Origin of the sequence: Cellulosimicrobium sp. XJ-DQ-B-000 (assembly GCF_031119065.1) — a bacterium.
Taxonomy (GTDB): domain Bacteria; phylum Actinomycetota; class Actinomycetes; order Actinomycetales; family Cellulomonadaceae; genus Cellulosimicrobium; species Cellulosimicrobium funkei.
Window position 1 is genome coordinate 190,240 of record NZ_JAVHYN010000002.1, and the last position, 20,713, is coordinate 210,952.

Below are 20,713 nucleotides of genomic sequence, written 5' to 3' on the forward strand. Positions count from 1 at the left end.
CTCGCACGACCCGGCGGACCGCTGACCGTGCCGGTCGCGGACCCTCGTCGCGCCCTCGCCGGCCCGTGTCAGGAGCGCCGGCCTCTCGCGTGTGCCGAGCCGGAGCAGACGGTGGCGACCGTTCATCGCGCGCTCGCCGGGCCGGCCCGTGCGGCGGCGGTCGCGCGGCCGAGCGTGGCGCCGAGGAACGTCACGCCGGCTCTCGACTCGACGTCCACCCGGACGACCCCGGCGCCCTGCTCCGTGCACGCGACGACCACGGCCCGGTTGCGCGCCGCGGCCTCGCGCGCCCGGCCGCAGGGTTCCCACCCGTCGCGGACTGCCGTCGCCGCCGCGAGCGCCGCGAGGTCGGCTCCGGTCTGAGCGGTGCCACGCGCCGCCTGCGCCTGCGCGAGCCCGGCGAGCGCGAGCGCCAGCACGAGGACCGCCGCGACGACCCCGAGCACGAGCACCGTGCCTGCTCCGTGCTCGACGTCGAGATGGTCAGCCGCCGCCGGCCTCGCACCCGGTCGTCCGTCGGTCCCGGTCCCGGTCTCGGTCTCGGTCTCGGTCTCGGTCTCGGTCTCGGTCTCGGTCTCGGTCTCGGTGCACCGTCCCTCCGGAGGCCGCGCCGCGATCACGGCTCGGCCCATGCGACGGCCGCGCCGCTCGCGCGCAACGGCGACCCGGCGAGCCACCCGCCCACGACGGGCGTCGTGACGTGCACCTCGACCCACGGGTCGCCGCGCTGCACGCCGACCGTCGCGCCGGCTCCGGCGACCCGGAGCGCGGTCGCGCGCACGGTCGCGTCGTCCTCACCGATGGCCACCGCGCGGGCGGCGGCCCTCGCCGCGTCGGCGGAGCGCATCTGGGCGCCCGCCGCCGCGGCGAGGGTGAGGACCACGACGAGAACCAGGACGACCGCCGGCAGGGCGACCGCGAGCTCGGCCGTGACCGCACCGCGCTCGCCGCCCTCACGGACCCGACCCCTCGGCCGGCGGCTCTCCGCCCCGGCGTCCCGTCGCACGGGCTCAGCCCAGCGAGAGCGCGCTGCGCACGATGCCGAGCAGCATCTCGCGCACCTCGCCGCTCTTCAGCACGACGATGAGCAGCCCGGCGAAGCCCGCCGCCGCGACCGTCGCGATGGCGTACTCCGCCGTCGCGAGTCCCGCCTCGCCGTCCTGCCCCGTGCTCGTCCCCGTCAGGCGCGCGAGCGCGCGCCGCGGCTGTCGTGTCATCTCCGGCTCCCCTCGTGTGGCCCGCGTCGTGCGGGCGGTCGGGGAGACCCTGCCGGGACCTGCAGACCTGACGCACCCCACCGCGGGGCGTCAGTGGACGGGGCTCTCAAGACGACGACCTGTGCACGGCAGCGCGCCCTCCGCCCGCGTCGACGGGCCGAGCCACCAGCACTCCGTCGCACGATCAGCACCCAGTCGAAAGGTCGAGCCACCGGCAACCCGTCGTACGATCAGCACCCGTCGTCAGGTCGCGCGAGCAGCACCCCCGGCGACGGGTCGATAGACCAGCCCCAGCCAACCGGGGCGCGGTCAGCCCCAGGTGAGCGGGTCGAGCTCGAGGTGGAAGCGGAGCCTGCCCGGGTCGACCGGGGACCCGTAGCGCGGCGCGAGCGACTCCTCCAGGGCACGCGCGTGCTCCGGCCAGGTGTCCTGGGCGTTCGCCAGGAGGAGGGAGAGGTCCGCGTGCCGGTCGGCGACCCCGAGCCGCCCGACGTCGACGAACCCGCGGAGCTCCAGCGTCTCGGGGTCGAGCAGGACGTTGGGCAGGCACAGGTCGCCGTGGCAGACCACGAGGTCCGTCGCCTGCTGCTCCTGCCGCCACGGCAGCTCGGCGATGAGCTCCGCGAGGAGGTCCGCGGGGTCACGGGACTCCTGCTCCGGCCGCAGGAACTCCGGGTGCACGCGGCCGCCGTCGACCACGTCGCGGGCGAGGGCGACCATGGCGTCGAGGCTCCGGTCGAACGGGCAGTCGACCACGGGGAGGTCGTGGAGGGTCCGCGCCGCCGCGAGGACGCTCGTCCAGGCGCGGTCGACCTCGTCGGGGCGGACCGTGTCGGCGGGCACGCCCGGCACCGTGCGCGTCACGAGGACGGCCTGCTCCCCGGTGTCCTCCCACGCCAGCACCTCGGGGACGACGATCCCGCGCTCAGCCGCCCAGAGCGCGCGGTCCCGCTCGTCCGCCAGGTCGGCCGCCTGGTCCGGGCCCACGACCTTGGCGTGCCGTGCGCCGTCCGCGCTGACGAGCACGCGGGCCGAGGACTCGCCGCTCCCGACGTCCCGCCAGGCGTCGTCCCGGAGCGCAGCAGGCACATCGGAGACAGGGGACGGGTCCATGCGGCCACCGTAGCGACCCGACTCGACACCGGCCCCGGCCCCGGCCCCGGCCCCGGCCCGAAAACAACACCGACGCCCGCCTCTGCCTCCGGACCTCCGACGCCTATCCGGAGAGCAGACCCGCCCCGAGGGAGACGAGGACGGGCAGCAGCCCGACGAGCACGAACGCGGGCAGGAAGCACGCACCGAGCGGGAGCACGAGGTGCACGGCGAGCCGCGCCGCGGCAGCCTTGGCCGCTCCGGTCCGGTCCTGGCGCGACGCCCCGGCCGCCGCCCGCAGCGACGACGCCGGAGCAGCGCCGTGCAGCCACGCGGGCCGCAACGCGCGCTGCACGACCCCGAGCCGCGGCGGTGCACCCGCCCAGGCGCCATCCCACGACGCCCCGAGGAGGAGCGCCGCGCCGGCGGCGCGCAACCCCGCACCGTCGCGGCCCCCGACGCACGACCCGACGACGTCGAGCGCTCGCGGGATCGCCGCACCCGACCCGACGGCGGCCGCGAGCAGCTCGAGGAGCACCCCGGTCTCGATGCCGGGTTCGCGGTCGTCGCCCCGGCGCCGTCGGCCGCCCGGGCCGTCGGCGGGATCGTCGGGCTCGGGCGCTGCCCGCCCGACGGCGACGGCGCGCCGTCCGGCCTCCGTGCGCGCGGACCACCACGGCGCCACGCCCGCCAGGACGCAGAGCGCCACGAGGACGAGGGTCATCGGCTACCTCCTCCCCGGGCGGGCCGCGCCACACCCCGGGCGGTCACCGGTCGTCCCCCGCGGTGCGCGCCCGCTCGACGAGCCGAGCTGACCACGTGCGGCCCGCGACGAGCAGCAGGACCCCGAGGAGCACGCCTGCCGTCCCGAGGCCGCCGTCGGTCGCCGTGCCGAGCGGGTCGGCGCCCAGCACGTAGCCGAGCAGGACCCCGACGACCGGGAGCCAGAGCAGCACGCGGGCGGTCGCGCGCGGTCCGGCGAGCGCCGCCTCCCGCTCGGCCCGCGCCTCGGCGTCCGCGGCCACGGACGCGGCGACCTCGTCGAGCACGGTCGCGAGCGGCGCACCGAGCTCCGCGGCCAGCCGGCACGCCACGACGAGGGCACGCGCCGTCGCCGGGCCGCCGACGTGCGGCGCGAGGTCCGCGACCCGCGGGACACCCCCGCCGTCGACCCGGACGCCGACCGCACGACCCCACGCGACGCCCGGCGCGGCTCCGGACCGCAGGAGCGCCCCGACCTGCGTCACGACGACGCGCACGAGCTCGGGTACCGCCTGGGGTCGGGAGGGGCGGCGCAGGACCGGCCACCGCACGGACCGCGACGCCGACCGTCCGACGACCTGGCGCGCCGACCGGCCGCCCCGGGCCGTGGCGCACCAGACCGCGGCACCGACGAGGAGACCCACGACGACCGTCATGCGCGTACTCCCCTACCGCGCACCGTCCGCGCCGCACCGATGCCGAGGCCCCCGGCACGCCATCGCGTCATGCGGACCACCGCCCCACGAGCTCGTCCCACGCCGGTCCCGCGACCGGCCCCGCCGCGCCCGGCGACCCGCCGCCCGGCGACCCGCCTCCCGGCGACCCGCCTGCCGTCGACCCAAGGCCCGGCGACCCGCCGCGCGGCGACCCAGCGCCCGGCGGCACGACGGTCCCGTCCCACGACCCCGCGACGTCCACGCGCAGGGCGCCGCGCTCGTCCTGCCGCACGACGCCGAGCTGCGCGAGGACGCGCCGGGTCGTGCCCGCCGTGCGGACGCGGCGCAGGTGCAGCACGACATCGAGGCCAGCCGCGGCCTGCGCGGCGACGGCGGCCCGGTCCATCCCGGCGAGCGCTGCGAGCGCCTCCAGCCGGGCGGGGACCACCCCGACGTCGTTGGCGTGGATCGTCGCGAGGCCGCCGTCGTGGCCCGTGTTGAGCGCCATGAGCACCTCGCGGATCTCCGGCCCGCGGCACTCGCCGAGCACGATGCGGTCGGGCCGCATGCGCAGCGCGGCGCGCACGAGGTCGGCGAGGTCCACGCCGCCCGCGCCCTCGACGTTGGGACGCCTCGCGGTGAGCGGGACGACGTGGGGGTGGTCCGGGTCGAGCTCGCGCGCCTCCTCGACGCAGACGACCCGCTCGTCGGGCGGGACGAGCGCGAGGAGGGCGGCGAGGAGCGTCGTCTTGCCGGTGCCGGTGCCGCCGGAGACGAGGACGTTCGCGCGCCGCGCGACGAGGCCGCGCAGCACCGGCTCCCACGCGTGCGGGACGGTGCCGCCCGCCACGAGGTCGTCGAGCCGGAACGTCCGGGTCCGCAGGACGCGCAGCGAGACGACGGCCCCCGTCGCGCACACGGGCGCGACGACGGCGTGCAACCGGGTCCCGTCCGGAAGGCGGGCGTCGACGACGGGCGACGCGTCGTCGAGCCGCTGCCCGCCCGCCGCGGCGAGGCGCACCGCGAGCGCCCGCACGGCCTCGGGGCCGCCGAGCGCGACCTCGACCCGTTCGAGCCCGGCGCCGCGGTCGACCCACACGTCGTCGGGCCCGTTGACGAGCACGTCCGTCACGCCGGGCTCGTCGAGGTACCGCTGGAGGGGCCCGGCCCCGAAGATCTCCGCGTGGGCCGTCCGGGTCAGCTCGCGCAGCGCGGTCGTGCCGAGCACCCGGCCCGACGCCCGCAGCGCGTCCGCGACGGCCGCGTCGCCGAGCGCCTCGGTGGCGCCGCCCGGCTCGTCGCCCGACCGCACGAGGCGGTCCCGGACCCCGTCGAGCAGGGCGACCCGGCCGCGCTCGGCACGCGGCGGCACCTCTCCTCGGCTCTGCGCCCCGTCCGCGGCACCCCCGTCACGACCACGCCCACCGCGCGGCGCACGCGCCTCCCGACCGCTCACCGGGCGGGCCCGAGGTAGCGCGCGGCGAGCTCGCGACCGGCCCGGACGACCGGCCCGCGCCCGACGCACGGTCCGTGCCCCCGCTCGACCGCGCCGGCGAGCGCGCGGTCCCACCCGGCGGTGGCGGCGACGTCGAGCCCGACGGCGGCGGCCACCTCGGGCGGCGAGAGCCGACCGGGTGCGGGGCCGCGCGCGACGAGGGCGGCCCGGCCCGGCAGACGGTCGCGCACCGCAGCGGCGCCCGCGACCCCGGCGACGTCGAGCGGGGTCACGAGGAGCACCTCGTCGCACGCCTCGAGCAGCGACGCCCCGGCCGCACCCGCCCCGAGGGCCGCGCGGTCGGCGTCGAGCACGAGCACCCCGGACCTCGCCGCCGTGGCCTCGGCGAGCGCGGCGACGACGTCGGCGAGCGCCGCCTGCTCCGGGCCTCCGCCGCGCTCGGTGCTGACGACCGGCACGGTGCCCCAGCGGGGCAGGCGCGCGAGGAGGTCGTCGCCGTCGATCCGACCCCGCGCGTCGGCGAGGTCCGGCCAGCGCACGCCCGGGTCCTGCTCGACGCCGAGCAGGACGTCGAGGCCCCCGCCCACGAGGGAGAGGTCGACCAGGCACGTCGGCGCCCGCCGCCGCGCGACCGCCCGGGCCAACGACGCGGCGACGACGCTCGCCCCCGCCCCGCCGCGCGCACCGACCACCGCCACGACCGCTCCGTCCATCGCGCTCCCCCGCCCTCCGTCGACCGGGGACCACCGTGCCCTCTGGGCGAGGGCCGCCGTCGGCCCCCGACCCGCCCTGGGGACGGGCCGGTCGGCGAGCGCTCCTGGGGACGGCCACGTTCCGCCGCTAGGCTCGCGACCGTGACCCCGCTCCCGGACCCGACGGACCCGCCGCGCGCCGGCCGGGTCGCCGCGTTCTTCGACCTGGACAAGACGATCATCGCGACGTCGTCGGCCGCGGCGTTCTCGCGGCCGTTCTTCGCGGGCGGGCTCATCAACCGCGGGGACGTGCTGCGCAGCGCGTACGCGCACTTCCTGTTCATGGTGGGCGGGGCCGACGCGGACCAGACGGAGCGCATGCGTGCGCACCTGTCGAACCTCGTGACCGGCTGGGACGTCGCGACCGTCTCCCGCATCGTCGAGGAGACGCTCCACGAGCACATCGACCCGGTCGTGTACGCGGAGGCGGTCGAGCTCATCGAGTCGCACCACGAGCACGGGCACGACGTCGTCATCGTCTCCGCCTCGGGGAGCGAGGTGGTGGAGCCCATCGCCGCGGTGCTCGGTGCCGACCACGCCATCTCGTCCCGGATGGCCGTCGAGGGCGGTCGCTACACCGGCGCGATCGACTTCTACGCGTACGGCGAGAACAAGGCCGTCGCGCTGCGCGAGCTCGCGGAGCGCGAGGGCTACGACCTCGCGGCGAGCTACGCGTACTCGGACTCCGTGACGGACGCGCCGATGCTGAGCGCCGTCGGCCACGCGTTCGTCGTCAACCCCGACCGGACGCTGCGTCGTCTCGCCGCCGAGCACGGGTGGGGCGCGCTGACGTTCTCGCGGCCCGTCGCCCTGCGCTCGCAGCTCGCGGCGCCGACGCCGGTGCTCGCCGCCGCGGGCCTCGTCGGGCTCGGCGTCGTCGGGTGGCTCGTGTGGCGGGCCTGGCGCCGACGCTCGCGCGGCTGACCCTCTTCAGCGTCGCCGCCCGCGCGGCTGAGCCGCCCGTCCGGCCCGCGCGGACGACCGCCGAAGGGCCCGATCCGGACCTCCCGGACCAACCGCACCGGCGTGTTCGAACCCCGCTAGAACACGGTGTGGAAGAACCCCCGGAGCGCTTGCGCCCGCCGCCCCGGCGGGCTGTGATGGAAGGACAACAGCACCGCGGCGGTACCCACGCGCAGGGCAGTCCACCGAAGGACGCGCTGACCGGAGCGGACCAGGCCACGACGGCCCCCGACCCGTTGCAGCGACTTGGAGCGAGCGCGCCTGTTCACCGCCGCCGCTGGCGACCACGGCGTCCGCGAGGGCGCCGTCGTCGTGTCCGGGCTCACGCGCCCCGTTCCCGCGTCGCGGCCCGCCGGCCGGGCGATACTGGGGCCCATGACATCAGCGCCGAGTGTCTCCTCCTCCATCACCGCCCGCCTCCAGGTCGAGGCCCGCCCCACCGCCGTGAGCGAGCTGACGACGGCGATCGAGCACACCGGGGGCATCGTCACCGCCCTGGACGTGACGGCGTCGGGCCACGAGCGCATCACCGTCGACGTCACGGTCGCGACGCGCGGCGAGGAGCACGCCGGGCAGATCGTCGAGGCGCTGCGCGCGCTCCCGGGCGTCGTCGTGGACCGCGTCTCCGACCGCACGTTCCTGCTGCACCTGGGCGGCAAGCTGAAGATCGAGTCCAAGGTGCCGATCCGCAACCGCGACGACCTGTCGATGATCTACACGCCGGGCGTCGCGCGCGTGTGCGAGGCCATCGCCGCCAAGCCCGACGACGCCCGCCGCCTGACGATCAAGCGCAACACCATCGCGGTGGTCACCGACGGGTCGGCCGTGCTCGGGCTGGGCGACATCGGCCCGCTCGCGTCACTGCCCGTCATGGAGGGCAAGGCGGCCCTGTTCAAGCGGTTCGCGGACATCGACGCGTTCCCCATCGCGCTCGACACGACCGACGTCGACGAGATCGTGCGGACGGTCAAGGCGATCGCGCCCGTGTTCGCGGGCATCAACCTCGAGGACATCTCGGCCCCCCGGTGCTTCGAGATCGAGGCGCGGCTGCGGGCCGAGCTCGACATCCCCGTGTTCCACGACGACCAGCACGGCACGGCCATCGTGGCGCTCGCCGCGCTGACCAACGCGCTCAAGGTCGTGGGCAAGCAGCTGCCCGACGTGCGCATCGTCCTCTCGGGCGCGGGTGCGGCCGGGACCGCGGTGCTCAAGCTGCTCCTCGCGGCGGGCGCGCACGACGTCGTCGTCGCGGACATCGAGGGCGTCGTGCACCCGGGCCGCCCGGGCCTGTCCCCGTCCCTCGCGTGGACCGCGGTCAACACGAACCCGCGGCGCGTCACCGGCACGCTGCGCGAGGCCGTCGTCGACGCGGACGTGTTCATCGGCGTCTCCGCCCCCGACGTCCTGACGGGCGACGACGTCGCGCGCATGGCCCCCGACGCCATCGTCTTCGCGATGGCGAACCCGCGGCCCGAGGTCGACCCGGTCGAGGCGGCGGAGCACGCGGCCATCGTCGGCACCGGGCGCTCCGACTTCGCGAACCAGATCAACAACGTGCTCGCGTTCCCGGGCGTGTTCCGCGGCCTGCTCGACGCGCGGTCGCACCGGATCACCGACGCGATGCTGCTCGCCGCCGCCCGCGCGCTCGCGTCCGCGATCCACGAGGACCAGCTCAACCCGACCTACATCATCCCGAGCGTGTTCAACCCGGAGGTGACGACGCTCGTCGCCGCGGCGGTCGAGCGCGCCGCGCGCGAGGACGGCGTCGCCGAGCCTCCCGCGCTGACCGGCGGCCTCACGCGCGTCGCGACCACGACGTCCGCCCCGACCACTGCCCCGGAGGCCTGAGCGTGCAGCGCGTCACGACCCGCAACGCGGCGTTCCAGCAGTGGGAGGCCCTGCTCACCAACCGCACGAAGCGGCACCGGGCGGGCGAGATGGTCGTCCAGGGGGTCCGGCCCATCACGCTCGCCGTCGAGTCCGGGTGGACCGTGCGGACGTGGCTCGTCGACGCCGACCGGTCGCTGTCGTCGTGGGCCCACGCGATGCTCGACCGGGTCCGCGCGCAGCGGTTCGCCGTGTCGTCCGCGCTCCTCCGCGAGCTCGGCGGCAAGGAGGACGAGACGCCCGAGCTCCTCGCCGTCGTCGCGACGCCGCCCGACGACCTGGGCCGGATCGGCGGCGGCACCGTGGACGCCGACTTCCTCGGCGTCGTGCTCGACCGACCCACGAGCCCGGGCAACGTGGGGACCGTCGCGCGGTCGCTCGACGCGTTCGGCGGGAGCGGGCTCGTCGTCGCCGGGCACGCGGCCGACCCGTACGACCCGCGCGCCGTGCGCGCGAGCACCGGCTCGATCTTCTCCGTCCCGACCGTCCGCGTCCCCGCGGGGCGCGACGTCCTCGACTGGGTCGCCGCGCAGCGCTCCTCCGGGGTCCCGCTGACCCTGCTCGGGACCGACGAGCACGGCGACGTCGAGCTCGCCGACCACGACCTCACCGGACCGACGCTCGTCGTCACGGGCAACGAGACCACCGGCCTCAGCGCGGGCTGGCGCGAGGCGTGCGACGTCATGGTGAGCATCCCCATGCTCGGCTCGGCGAGCTCGCTCAACGCCGCGAGCGCGACGACGGTCGTGCTGTACGAGGCCGTGCGCCAGCGCCGGGCGCGCTGACGGCACGCACGGCGTCGGTCGGCGCACGCCCGACGGCGGGTGGGGCGTCCCGGGGGGCGCCGCACCCGCCGTCGTCCCCGCGTCAGGACGAGCGCGGCGCCGTGCTGCCCGGGGCCCGGGTGATGTGGTGCACCGCCTGCGTGCGCAGGCCGGCCCCGTTGAACTCCTGGTAGATCTCCTTCGCCTCCTGCAGCGCCTGCTTGACCTGGTTCTTGTCGAGGTGAGCCGCGGTCAGCTGGTTCTGGTAGAGGTACAGGAACGTGTTGAAGTCGATCTTCGTCAGGTCCACCGTGGACTTGACCGCGACGAACGCGCTGATGCGCTCCATCTTCTCGTAGATGCCGCGGGCCGAGACGTTGAGGTACCACGCCTTGAGGTCGACCCGGACGATGGACAGGCCCTCGGTCACGACGTAGTACTCCTCCATCGTGCCGGTCGACGCCGACGCGCCGCCGAGGAACACGGTGAGGGCCTCGGAGATGAGGCCGCCCACCCCGTCGATGATGCTGTCCGCCGTCCCCGAGACGAACGACTTGAGCGACGACTTCACGGTGTCGGCGAGGTGCTCCGTCGACGTGGACGTGAAGGCGTGCACCTCCTTCTTGGACGCGAGGATGGACGTGATGGGCACGGTCGAGTTCGTGCCTCCCGCCCCGCGGAGCGACTCCTGGATCTTCGCCTCGAACAGCTCGGCCTTCGTCTCGCCGAGCCGGGCGAGCGACTCCACGACCTCGCGCTGCGTCTGCGCGAGCTCGTCGCTGTTGTCGAACTGCTTGACGATGTCTCTCACGAGCGACATGACTTCCTCCGATGACGTGTGGTGCGGTGTCGGAGCGCGGCGACCGCCCCGCCCCCGTGGCGCGAGGTCAGAAGACGACCTGCGTGCCCTGCAGGTCGACCTGCCTGCTCAGCGCGTCCGGCCGCGGGTAGCGGGCGTCCGCCGGGACGGGCCGGTTGTAGCCGTAGACCCAGACGCCCTCGAGCGCCCGCTCCTCCTCGAGCGCGAGGGCGAGCCCCGCCGAGAAGTTGGAGACGTTCTCGGCGCACGCGTGCACGAGCACCGGGCCGACCGGCCCGGGCGCCCGGGCGAGGAGCCGGGCGACCTGCCGCCGGTTCCACCCCCAGTCGTCGGCGCCGTTCCCCTCGTCGCCGATCTCCTCGTCGTTGCCGTGCGCGGACAGGCAGACCGGGCCCCGCGCCGTCGCGAGCGCCGCGACGAGCGCCCGTTCCGCCGCGGCCCGTGAGCCCTTCGGAAGCAGGACGACCTCGCCCCACGCGTCCGCCCCGGAACCGTGCTCCTCGACGGCCTCGCGGATGTCGTCGTCCTGTGTGCAGACCACCAGCATGTCGTGCCCCCTCTCGTGCGTCGGCGGGGCTGCGTCGCCCCGCCGTCGGCCCGGTGCCTTCGTCCGGGTCCGTCGCCAGGATCCGCCGGGCGCCGACCGCCCCACATCGTCAGTTCTGACTATCCGCGGACGGGACGGCCGCCCCGTGCCCGCGCCAGGGCGGCGGAGGCCGCGAGCTGCGACGAGACGCCGAGCTTGCCGAGGATCGAGCGGACGTGGGCGCGCACGGTCGCGACCGACAGCACGAGCGCAGCAGCGATCTCGGCCACCGACCGTCCGCCCGCGAGGTGCTCCAGCACCTCGGTCTCCCGGCCCGTGAGCGACGCCACCGCCCGGCGGTCGCGCACGACCCCCACGAGCTGGTCCACCAGCAGCGCGTCGCCCGCGCGCACGTCCCCCGCGAGCATGCGGGCGACCGTCCGCACCTGGTCGCCGAACGGGCGCTCCGCGGCGACGACCAGCGCGCCGGCGCGCGCGGCGACGAGCAGCCGGTCCGCGGCGACCGCGCCGCCCACGACCACGACCGGGCCCGGGCGCCGCAGGACCGCGAGCAGCGGCGGGCCGGGGAGGGACCCGGCGTCGTCGGCCACGAGCACGAGCCCGCGGCGGCCGCCGGACCCCGGCCGGAGGGCGTCCTCGGGGACCGTGCGCGCCCCGCAGCGGCCGACGGCGCGCAGCCCGGCGGCCACGGCGACGGCGAGCACGCGGTCCCGGGACGCGACGTCGACACCGTCGTCCCGGCGTGCGGGCGCGGCAGGGCGCGACCGCGCGCCCCGCACCGCCGCGTACGCCAACCCGCCCCCTGTGCCTCGCCGTGAGGCCGCACGCTCCGCGAGGAACGTGAGCCCATGGTGGGTCACCACCCCGTGCGCGGCAACAGCGCGCCGGGGTGCCCGGCGGGTCGCCCGACGGCGCGCTCCCCCGCCGTCCGGGGCGCTCGCCCGTTCCTTTGCGAGCACTCTCGCCGAATCCCGGACGGATGTGACCGCGCTCACCGCAGGAGGTCTACACTCGCCAGGTCGGGGCCCCGGTCGTGCGGCCGTCCGCCCCGTCGTACCGTCGTACCGTCACGCCGCCCCCGGGCGGCCGCCGCGGTCGGCGGGACCGCACCAGAGTCGATGCGCACCGGAGGTCAGCGTGCCAGAGAACGAGCCCGAGGCCGCAGCAGCGGCCACCACGTCCAGCCTGGAGAACCTCCTCCACGAGACCCGGAGCTTCCCCCCGAGCCCCGAGTTCGCCGCGCAGGCGAACGCGCAGCCCGAGCTGTACGAGGAGGCGCGGGCCGACCGGCTCGCGTTCTGGGCGCGGCAGGCGAACGACCTCGTCACGTGGCAGACCCCGTTCACCGAGACCCTCGACTGGTCGCAGGCGCCCGTCGCGCGCTGGTTCGCCGACGGCACGCTCAACGCCGCGTACAACGCGGTGGACCGCCACGTCGAGGCGGGTCTGGGCGACCGGGTCGCGATCCACTTCGAGGGCGAGCCGGGCGACACCCGGACGGTCACGTACGCCGAGCTGCAGCGCGACGTCTCGCGCGCGGCCAACGCGCTCGCGGCCCTCGGCGTCGAGACCGGCGACCGCGTCGTCATCTACCTCCCGATGGTCGTCGAGGCCGTCGTGGCGATGCTCGCGTGCGCGCGCATCGGCGCCCCGCACTCGGTCGTGTTCGGCGGGTTCTCCGCCGACGCGCTGCGCAGCCGCATCGCCGACGCCGAGGCGAAGCTCGTCATCACGGCCGACGGCGGCTACCGCCGCGGCGCGGCCTCCGCGCTCAAGCCCGCGGTCGACGAGGCGCTCGCGCCGAAGGAGGGCGCGGAGCCGACGACGGTCGAGCACGTCCTCGTCGTGCGCCGCACCGGCCAGGACACCGCGTGGACCGAGGGCCGCGACGTGTGGTGGCACGACGCGCTCGAGGCCGCCGACACGACGCACACGCCGGTGTGGGTCGAGGCGGAGCACCCGCTGTTCATCCTCTACACGTCCGGCACCACGGGGAAGCCCAAGGGCATCCTCCACACCACGGGCGGCTACCTCACGCAGGCCGCGTACACGCACCGCAACGTGTTCGACCTCAAGGCCGACACCGACGTCTACTGGTGCACCGCCGACATCGGCTGGGTCACGGGCCACTCGTACGTCGTCTACGGCCCGCTGCTCAACGGCGCGACGCAGGTGATCTACGAGGGCACCCCGGACTCCCCGCACCAGGGCCGCTGGTGGGAGATCGTCGAGAAGTACCGGGTCTCGATCCTCTACACCGCGCCGACGGCGATCCGTGCGTGCATGAAGTGGGGCGAGGAGATCCCCGCGAAGTTCGACCTGTCGTCGCTGCGCGTGCTCGGGTCGGTGGGCGAGCCCATCAACCCCGAGGCCTGGATGTGGTACCGCCGCGTCATCGGCGGCGACCGCACGCCCATCGTCGACACGTGGTGGCAGACGGAGACGGGGGCGATCATGATCTCGCCGCTGCCGGGCGTCACGGCGGCCAAGCCGGGCTCCGCCCAGGTGCCGCTGCCGGGCATCGTGGCGGACGTCGTCGACGACGAGGCGCGCTCCGTGCCGAACGGGGGCGGCGGGTACCTCGTGCTGTCCGAGCCGTGGCCGTCGATGCTGCGCGGCATCTGGGGCGACCTCGAGCGCTTCAAGGACACGTACTGGTCGCGCTTCCCGGGCATCTACTTCGCGGGCGACGGCGCCAAGAAGGACGAGGACGGCGACATCTGGCTGCTCGGCCGGGTCGACGACGTCATGAACGTCTCGGGCCACCGCCTGTCCACCACGGAGATCGAGTCGGCGCTCGTCTCGCACGAGATCGTCGCGGAGGCCGCGGTCGTCGGCGCGAGCGACGACCTCACGGGCCAGGCCGTCGTCGCGTTCGTCATCCTGCGCGGCGAGCACGCCGGCCGGGCGTCCGACGCCGACGGCGCGGCGGCCGTGCAGACCGAGCTGCGCAACCACGTCGCGAAGGAGATCGGCCCGATCGCCAAGCCGAAGCGCATCCTCGTGGTGCCCGAGCTCCCGAAGACGCGGTCCGGCAAGATCATGCGCCGCCTCCTGCGGGACGTCGCGGAGAACCGGACGGTGGGCGACGCCACGACCCTCGCGGACTCGTCCGTGATGGAGCTCATCTCGGCGGGCCTGCAGAAGCCGTCGTCGTCGGACGACTGACGCGCCGCTCGCCGACCACGGGGTCGGTGCCGTCGTCCGCGCGATGACGGCACCGGCCCCGTTCTCGTGCGCCGACCGCCCGGCCGCTGCGCACGGCGATATGCCCGTGCCCGGCATCCCCGCGACGGCGTAGCGTCGAGGCGTGCCCCGCGTCCCCGCGGCCGACGGCCGCGCCCTCCTCGTCGAGCAGCTCGACCTGCGCAGCGACTGCTCCCGCTGCACGGGCCTGTGCTGCGTGGGCCTGCACCTCGTGCGGTCCGCCGACTTCGCGATCGACAAGCCCGCCGGCACGCCCTGCCCGAACCTGCGCACGGACTTCGGCTGCGGCATCCACGCCCGGCTGCCCGAGTCCGGCTTCCCCGGCTGCGTCGCCTACGACTGCCTGGGCGCGGGCCAGCGCGTGACGGCCGCCGTCCGGGCGGCGCACGACGGCGCGACCTGGCGCGACGACCCCGCCGCCGCGCGCGACGCGTTCGCCGCCCTGCCCGTCGTCACGCAGCTCCAGGAGCTGCTCTGGTACCTCGCGGAGGTGCTCGCGCTCCCCGCGGCCGCCGCCGTGCACGACGACGCCCGGCAGTCGCTCGACCGCACCGCACCCCTGGCCGACCTCGCCGCGGCGGACCTGCTCGCGCTCGACGTCGGGGAGCTCCGTCGCGCCGTCGGCCCGCTGGTCGACCGGGCGAGCGCGCTCGTGCGCGACGCGGCCCGCGACGGCTGGCAGGCGCGCGACGGCCAGCGCCGGGCCGGCCGCCGCGGCGCCGCGTCGCCGTACGGCACCGCCCGGTCCGACGCCCCGACGGCACTCCGGGCTCCGAGCGCGGGGGTGCGTCGTCGGCTGCGGCCGGGGGCGGACCTCGTCGGCGCGGACCTCCGCGGGCTGGACCTCACGGCGTCGGACCTGCGGGGCGCGCTGCTCCTCGGTGCCGACCTGCGCGGGGCCCGGCTCGACGCCGTCGACCTGCTCGGCGCCGACCTGCGGGGCGCCAACGCCCGCGGCACCGACCTCTCCCGGGCGCTGTTCCTCACCCCGGCGCAGGTCGGCGCCGTCCGCCGGGACGAGCGCACGGCGCTCCCGGCCGTGCTCGCCTGACGCATCCCGCGGCCGCGCACCCGCGAGATCGGCACCGGGAGACCGGATCGGCAGTCGCGACCGCCGATCCCACCTCAGGGTGCCGATCTCGGCGGCGGTCGTCAGCGGAGCGCGGCCCGCCGCGCGAGCGGGGCCGCCACGACCGCGCACACGACGACGAGCGCCGCCGCTCCCCACGCGAGCGCGCCGTAGGACGAGAACCCGATGATCGCCCCGGCGAGGATGCCGCCGACGGCGCCGCCCGTGTTCATCGCGAGGTCCGACAGGCCCTGCACGGCGGTGCGCGACGGCCCGGGCGTCGCGTCGACGAGCAGCGCCGACCCGGCGACGAGCCCGCACGACCACCCGAGCCCCAGCAGCACCAGGCCGACCGTGAGGCGCGCGGAGTCCTCGCCCGGCGCGCCCGCCACGACGACCGCCGCCGCGAGGAGCAGCGCGCCCCCGGCGTACAGCACGCGCGCGTGCCCGAGCCGGTCCGCGAGCCACCCGACGACGGGGCTCAGCGCGTACATGCCCGCGATGTGGGCGCTGATCACGAGCCCCACGACCTGGAGCGTCGCGCCGCCGTGGTTCATGTGGACCGGGGTCATGGACATGAGGCCGACCATGACGAGGTGGCTCAGCACGATCGCGCCGAGCGCGAGGCGCGCCGTCGGGCTGGCCGCGACGACGGCCCAGCCGGCGCGCAGGCCGTCGCGCCACGACGCCGGGCCCGGCGCACCGCCCGCACCCGGCGCACCCCCGTCGCCACCGGCCGCACCGGAGCCCGCCGCGCCGGGACCCTCCGCGACAGACCCCGCCGCACCCGCCCCCGACGGTGCGCGCGACGCGAGCAGCGGGTCCGGGCGCAGCCACACCGCGACGACGGTCGCCGCGAGGGCGAACGCGAGCGTCGCGAGCACGAACGGGGCCGCGCTCGGGGCGGTGCTCCCCGCAGCGCTCCCGTGCTCGGCGTGCGCGTCCCCGAGGCGCAGGGCGGGCCCGGCGACCCGGTCGGCGACGCCCGCGAGCGTCGGCCCGACGACGGACCCGACGGTCGTCGCCCAGACCACGACGGACAGGTCGCGGGCCCGGCGCTGCGGCGTCGCGAGGTCCGTCGCGGCGAAGCGGGAGGCGAGACCGGCAGCCGTGCCGGAGCCGAACAGCAGCATCGCCACGACGAGCAGCGGCCACGAGCCCAGCAGGACGGCGACCGTCGCGAGCACCGCGCCGCCCGTCGCGAGGCCGAAGCCGAGCAGGAGCGACGGCCGCCGGCCGCGCCGGCCCGCGACCTGGGCGAGCGGCAGCGCGACGAGCGCCGCGCCGACGACGCCCGAGGTCGAGGTGAGCCCCGCGATCGCGTCGGACCCGGACAGCGCCGACGCCACGAGGGGTGCGACGGCGATGCCGCTCGCGACCCCGACACCGGACAGCACCTGGGTCGCGGCGAGGGTCGTCAGGGTGCGGCGCTGCGTCGGGAGGGCGGGCGCGTCGACGGCGGTCGGGGCGGGCCCGCGGGCGGGGTGCGGGTCGGGGGCCGGGGAGGACTCGGTGCTCACGGGTGCACGCTAGGGCTCCGCGGCGGGCGCTGACGAGCCCTCACACCGCCACCGGCCGCCGAGATCCTGCCGCAGGGCTGCGACCGGGCTGTCGGCCGAGCGCCCGCAGCACGCCGCGCGCCGCCTCGCGTCCCGCCCGGTTGGCCCCGATCGTCGAGGCGCTCGGCCCGTAGCCGACGAGCTGGACGCGCGGGTCGCTCGCCGCCGTCGTGCCGTCGAGCACGATCCCGCCGCCGGGCGCGCGCAGGCCGAGGGGCGCGAGGTGGTCGAGCGCGGCCCGGAACCCGGTGGCCCAGAGGAGGACGTCGGCGGGCTGGTGCAGGAGCCCGTCGTCGTTCGCGCCGGGTGCCCACTCGACGCCGGTCGCCGTGACGCGTTCGAACATCGGCCGACGCCGCAGCACCCCGCTCGCGATCCCCGCGCGGTAGCGGGGCGTGAGCGGCAGGCCCGTGACCGAGACGACGCTCCCGGGCGGCAGCCCCGCGGCCGTGCGCTCCGCAACGCGCGCGACGGCGGCCCGGCCCAGCTCGGGCGAGAACTCCTCCTCGACCCACACCGGCTCGCGGCGCGTCACCCACGTCGTGCCCGACGCGTGCGGCGCGATCTGGAGCAGGAGCTGCGTCGCCGACGCCCCGCCGCCGACGACCACCACGTGCTGCCCCGCGAAGTCCTCGGCGGCGCGGAAGTCGTGCGTGTGGAGCTGGCGCCCGCGGAACGTCTCCATCCCGGGGTAGCGCGGCCAGAACGGGCGGGTCCACGTGCCGGTCGCGTTGACGAGCGTGCGCGTGCGGACGACGACGTCGCGCGCGTCCGGCCCGGCGCCGACCGTGGCGCGGACCAGCAGGAGCGCGGGGTCGTCGGGGTCGTCGCGCACGTCGTGCACCGTGACGGGCCGCACCACGCGCAGGTCGTTCTCCCGCTCGTACGCGGCGTAGTAGCGCGGGACGGCGACGTTGGCGCGCTCGCCGGGGTCGCCGGCCCGGAGCGGGACGCCCGGGAGGTCGTGCACCGCGTGCGTCTCGGCCATGGTGAGCGAGTCCCAGCGGTCCTGCCACGCGCCGCCCGGGCCGCGACCGCCGTCGAGCACGAGCGGGTCGAGCCCGGCGCGCCGCAGGTGGTACGCCGCCGACAGCCCGGCCTGGCCCGCACCGACGACCACGACGTCGTGCACAGCCCCGCCCGGGCCGAGCAGGTCCGCGCCCGCCGTGCCCGGTGCCGCCGTCTCTCGCCCCTGGTTCCGCTCGCTCACGCCGACCACAACGACCCGCCCCGACAGAACCTTCCCCGGCCCGAGGTGAGGTGCCGAACACGGGGTTGCCGTCGTCATCGCACTCTTCACGACGACAACCCCGTGGTCGACGGCGGGCAACCCCGTGCTCGGCTTCGCGCCGCCGCGCGTGCGGCCCGCGCTCAGGGGAGGTCCGGGACCCGCCCGAGCGTGCGGATCGGCCGGACGGCGAGGAGCGCCACCACCGTGAGCGTCCCCACGACCGCGCCCACCAGGAGCACCCGGTCCGTCCCGAACGCGGCGACGGCGGGACCGGCCAGCGCGGCCCCGATCGGGTACATCCCGACCGACCCCGCGACCTCGTAGGCGTGGACCCGGTTGAGCACGTCGCCCGGCACCTGCGTCTGGACGCTCGTCGCCCACATGACGCCCCACACCCCGACCCCGACGCCCACGAGCACCTGCGCGACGGCGAGCGCCCAGACCGGCCAGCCCAGCACGAGGCCGAGCGGGTAGAGCGGGTAGGCCACGAGCGCCACGGCGCCCGCGGCGAGCGGCCGCCGCGGCCGGTAGCGGATCGCGAGCAGCCCGCCGACCACGGTCCCGACCCCGAGCGCGCTGTTGAGCACGCCGAACGCGGTCGCCCCGTGCGTCGGCACGACGACGCTCGCCGCCAGGGGGAGCTGCGGCCCCCAGGCGAGCACCGCGTAGACCATCCAGATGACGACGACGCCCCACAGCCACGTGCGGGAGCGGAACTCGTGCCACCCGACCGCCAGGCTGCGCCACAGGCCCGCGCCCGCCGGGGGCGCCGGCACGACGCCGAGCCGGAGCGCGAGCAGGCACAGCGCGCTCGTCGCATAGGCGACGGCGGAGAGGATCATCACCCCGCCGGTCGACCCGAACCCGACGAGGACGCCCGCGAGCGCCGGGCCGCCGAGCCCGGTGATCGCCTCGGAGGTCCGCAGGACGCCGTTGGCCCCCTGGACGTCGCGCGCGACGAGCGGCACGGTCGACGCGGCGCCGGGCTGGAACAGCGCGTTGGCCGTGCCGGCGACCGCGAGGAGGGCGTAGAGGTGCCAGAGGTGGTCGATCCCCCGCACGAACAGCACCGCGAGGAGCACGTGCGCGGCGAGGTTCGCGAGGTCGGCGACGATCATCATCCGGCGCGCGGTGAACCGGTCGGCGAGCACGCCGCCGAAGAGCACGAGCCCCGCGAACGGCGCGACGAGGAACGCCATCGCGTACCCCGCGACCGCGAGCCCGTAGCCCGACGCGAGCAGCCCGGCCGAGACCGCGACCGGGAGTATCGCCCAGCTGAGCAGCCCCGCGCTGCGCGCGGTGAAGTAGTACCGGAAGTCCCGCGACCAGACGGCCGGCTCCGTCGGTTCCCCGACCGGCCGGGCCGGGACCGTCACCGGGACGGGGACCCGCCCTGCTGCGGCCTCCGCCGCCTCCTCGACCGCGCACGCGCCCATGCCGCCCTGCCTCTCCGGCCCCTCGCTGCCGTCCGACCGGCCGGAGGTCGGCGGGGCGGGCAGGCCGACGCGGCCCCCCCGGGTCCCGCGCCTCACGGCCGCTCGCTCACGGACGTGACAACCGTCACTCGGTTCCGAACCTTCCCGCCACGAGGACGGCGTCCCGCGGGCGCCGGCGGCGCGCGTTCGGTCGTGCGCGGGCGCCGGGGGCAAGATGGACCGGTGGAGACCGCGATCCTCTGGCACACCGGGCCGCTCATCGACGACGTCGAGATCGCGCAGGTCCACGACCTCGCCGCGGCGGCGGAGCGGGAGGACGGCGTGGCTCCCCTCTCGGAGCAGCCGCTGCTCAACCTGCGCGAGGCGACCGACGACGTCGTGCACCTCCTCACGTGGCGCGGGGGCGAGCTCGCGGGCTACGCCCAGGTGGACAAGCGCGGCGACGCGCCGAGCGCGGAGCTCGTCGTGCGCCCGGCGCACCGTGGCCACGGCCTCGGGTTCCACCTCCTGGGCAGCGCCGCGGACCGTGCCGTCGAGCCGCGCCCGTCCGAGCGCACCACGGACCAGCACGGCCCGGACGGGGCCGCGACGGACGGCGCGCCCTCCCCCGGCAGGGACGTCCCGCCGCTGCGCGTGTGGGCCCACGGCGACCTGCCCGCGGCGCAGGCCCTCGCCGCGCGGGCGGGGTACGGCGTCGTGCGCGAGCTGCTCGTGCTCGAGCGCCCGCTGGGCGGCCCGGCGGAGCACCCGCGCCCCGCCGTCCCGGCGGGTCTGCGGCTGCGCGCGTTCGTGCCCGGGGACGACGACGCGGCGTGGGTGCGGGCGAACGCGCTCGCGTTCGCGCACCACCCGGAGCAGGGGCGGCTCACGGTCGACGACCTGCGCGCGCGGATGCGCGAGGACTGGTTCGACGCCGCCGGGCTCCTGCTCCTCGAGCGCGACCCGGCGCCCGGCGACGGTGCGCCCGAGCTCGTCGGGTTCGTCTGGACCAAGATCCCGACGGGCCAGCCGGACGCCGCGCGCGAGGGCGAGATCTACGTCCTCGGGGTGGTCCCGTCCGCCCAGGGCGAGGGGCTCGGGCGGCTGCTGACCGCCGTCGGGCTCGCGCACCTCGCAGCGCGCGGGGCACGCACGGCGGTGCTGTACGTGGACGGCGACAACGTGCCGGCGGTGCGGACCTACGAGCGGGCGGGGTTCGTGCGGCGCGCCGTGCACGTGCAGTACGCCCGACCTGCCCGCTGACCCCCGCACCGGCCGAACGGTGACCCGCGTCACGCACCGTTCATCAACTGGTG

20 protein-coding genes are annotated in these 20,713 nt (G+C 76.8%); 6 read left to right on the forward strand and 14 right to left on the reverse strand.

Features of this window, described 5'->3' with window-relative positions:
* Positions 1-122: 122 nt before the first annotated feature.
* The 8 genes from RDI86_RS04710 to RDI86_RS04745 all read right to left on the reverse strand — a co-directional run bounded on the left by RDI86_RS04710 (position 123) and on the right by RDI86_RS04745 (position 5,896).
* Complete coding sequence (locus tag RDI86_RS04710; protein ID WP_308820832.1) at positions 123-632, reverse strand: Rv3654c family TadE-like protein; 510 nt, start codon at positions 630-632, stop codon at positions 123-125.
* Positions 617-1,006 carry a TadE family type IV pilus minor pilin gene (locus RDI86_RS04715; RefSeq protein WP_076403449.1) on the reverse strand — a complete coding sequence of 130 codons (390 nt, stop codon included), beginning with the start codon at positions 1,004-1,006 and terminating at the stop codon, positions 617-619. Before RDI86_RS04715 ends, RDI86_RS04710 begins: the two co-directional genes overlap by 16 nt.
* 4 nt (positions 1,007-1,010) lie before the next feature.
* Positions 1,011-1,217, reverse strand: coding sequence for a DUF4244 domain-containing protein (locus tag RDI86_RS04720; RefSeq protein ID WP_021483237.1), 207 nt, complete (start codon positions 1,215-1,217; stop codon positions 1,011-1,013).
* Between the two features lie 309 nt (positions 1,218-1,526).
* Positions 1,527-2,330: an aminoglycoside 3'-phosphotransferase gene (locus RDI86_RS04725; protein WP_308820833.1), complete on the reverse strand. Its 804-nt coding sequence runs from the start codon at positions 2,328-2,330 to the stop codon at positions 1,527-1,529.
* A 103-nt stretch (positions 2,331-2,433) separates the two neighbouring features.
* A complete protein-coding gene (locus RDI86_RS04730) occupies positions 2,434-3,033 on the reverse strand; it encodes a secretion system protein (RefSeq protein WP_308820834.1) in 600 nt (199 codons plus the stop codon).
* 43 nt (positions 3,034-3,076) lie between these two features.
* Positions 3,077-3,727 (reverse strand): hypothetical protein, encoded by a 651-nt coding sequence (locus RDI86_RS04735; protein WP_076403451.1) that lies wholly within the window; start codon positions 3,725-3,727, stop codon positions 3,077-3,079.
* 67 nt (positions 3,728-3,794) lie between these two features.
* Positions 3,795-5,099 (reverse strand): TadA family conjugal transfer-associated ATPase, encoded by a 1,305-nt coding sequence (locus RDI86_RS04740; protein WP_374990516.1) that lies wholly within the window; start codon positions 5,097-5,099, stop codon positions 3,795-3,797.
* An 80-nt stretch (positions 5,100-5,179) separates the two neighbouring features.
* Entirely contained in the window at positions 5,180-5,896 is a 717-nt protein-coding gene (locus tag RDI86_RS04745; RefSeq protein WP_308820835.1) for a pilus assembly protein FlpE, read from the reverse strand.
* A 141-nt stretch (positions 5,897-6,037) separates the two neighbouring features.
* On the opposite strand from RDI86_RS04745, the gene RDI86_RS04750 reads away from it, so the two are divergent.
* From RDI86_RS04750 to RDI86_RS04760, 3 genes are all read left to right on the forward strand, one after another.
* Entirely contained in the window at positions 6,038-6,859 is an 822-nt protein-coding gene (locus tag RDI86_RS04750) for an HAD family phosphatase (RefSeq protein ID WP_061266569.1), read from the forward strand.
* A 414-nt stretch (positions 6,860-7,273) separates the two neighbouring features.
* Positions 7,274-8,746 (forward strand): NAD-dependent malic enzyme, encoded by a 1,473-nt coding sequence (locus tag RDI86_RS04755; RefSeq protein WP_308820836.1) that lies wholly within the window; start codon positions 7,274-7,276, stop codon positions 8,744-8,746.
* Positions 8,747-8,748: 2 nt separating this feature from the next.
* Positions 8,749-9,570 carry an RNA methyltransferase gene (locus RDI86_RS04760; RefSeq protein WP_308820837.1) on the forward strand — a complete coding sequence of 274 codons (822 nt, stop codon included), beginning with the start codon at positions 8,749-8,751 and terminating at the stop codon, positions 9,568-9,570.
* Between the two features lie 82 nt (positions 9,571-9,652).
* On the opposite strand, the gene RDI86_RS04765 is transcribed toward RDI86_RS04760, so the two are convergent.
* From RDI86_RS04765 to RDI86_RS04775, 3 genes are all read right to left on the reverse strand, one after another.
* Positions 9,653-10,369 (reverse strand): hypothetical protein, encoded by a 717-nt coding sequence (locus RDI86_RS04765; RefSeq protein WP_021483279.1) that lies wholly within the window; start codon positions 10,367-10,369, stop codon positions 9,653-9,655.
* 67 nt (positions 10,370-10,436) lie between these two features.
* Entirely contained in the window at positions 10,437-10,910 is a 474-nt protein-coding gene (locus tag RDI86_RS04770; protein WP_061266568.1) for a hypothetical protein, read from the reverse strand.
* Between the two features lie 125 nt (positions 10,911-11,035).
* Entirely contained in the window at positions 11,036-11,620 is a 585-nt protein-coding gene (locus RDI86_RS04775; protein WP_308820838.1) for a LuxR C-terminal-related transcriptional regulator, read from the reverse strand.
* 433 nt (positions 11,621-12,053) lie between these two features.
* On the opposite strand from RDI86_RS04775, the gene acs reads away from it, so the two are divergent.
* A complete protein-coding gene (gene acs, locus RDI86_RS04780; RefSeq protein WP_021482659.1) occupies positions 12,054-14,084 on the forward strand; it encodes an acetate--CoA ligase in 2,031 nt (676 codons plus the stop codon).
* 142 nt (positions 14,085-14,226) lie between these two features.
* The gene (locus RDI86_RS04785; RefSeq protein WP_308820839.1) at positions 14,227-15,174 is read left to right on the forward strand and encodes a pentapeptide repeat-containing protein; all 948 of its coding nucleotides are present in this window, start codon (positions 14,227-14,229) and stop codon (positions 15,172-15,174) included.
* Positions 15,175-15,275: 101 nt separating this feature from the next.
* On the opposite strand, the gene RDI86_RS04790 is transcribed toward RDI86_RS04785, so the two are convergent.
* From RDI86_RS04790 to RDI86_RS04800, 3 genes are all read right to left on the reverse strand, one after another.
* Positions 15,276-16,712 carry an MFS transporter gene (locus RDI86_RS04790; RefSeq protein ID WP_308820840.1) on the reverse strand — a complete coding sequence of 479 codons (1,437 nt, stop codon included), beginning with the start codon at positions 16,710-16,712 and terminating at the stop codon, positions 15,276-15,278.
* Between the two features lie 40 nt (positions 16,713-16,752).
* Positions 16,753-17,961: an FAD-dependent oxidoreductase gene (locus tag RDI86_RS04795; protein ID WP_308820841.1), complete on the reverse strand. Its 1,209-nt coding sequence runs from the start codon at positions 17,959-17,961 to the stop codon at positions 16,753-16,755.
* 161 nt (positions 17,962-18,122) lie between these two features.
* The gene (locus tag RDI86_RS04800; RefSeq protein WP_308820842.1) at positions 18,123-19,418 is read right to left on the reverse strand and encodes an MFS transporter; all 1,296 of its coding nucleotides are present in this window, start codon (positions 19,416-19,418) and stop codon (positions 18,123-18,125) included.
* 222 nt (positions 19,419-19,640) lie between these two features.
* Between RDI86_RS04800 and mshD the strand changes: the two genes are divergently transcribed.
* A complete protein-coding gene (gene mshD, locus RDI86_RS04805; protein ID WP_308820843.1) occupies positions 19,641-20,660 on the forward strand; it encodes a mycothiol synthase in 1,020 nt (339 codons plus the stop codon).
* Positions 20,661-20,713 lie beyond the last annotated feature (53 nt).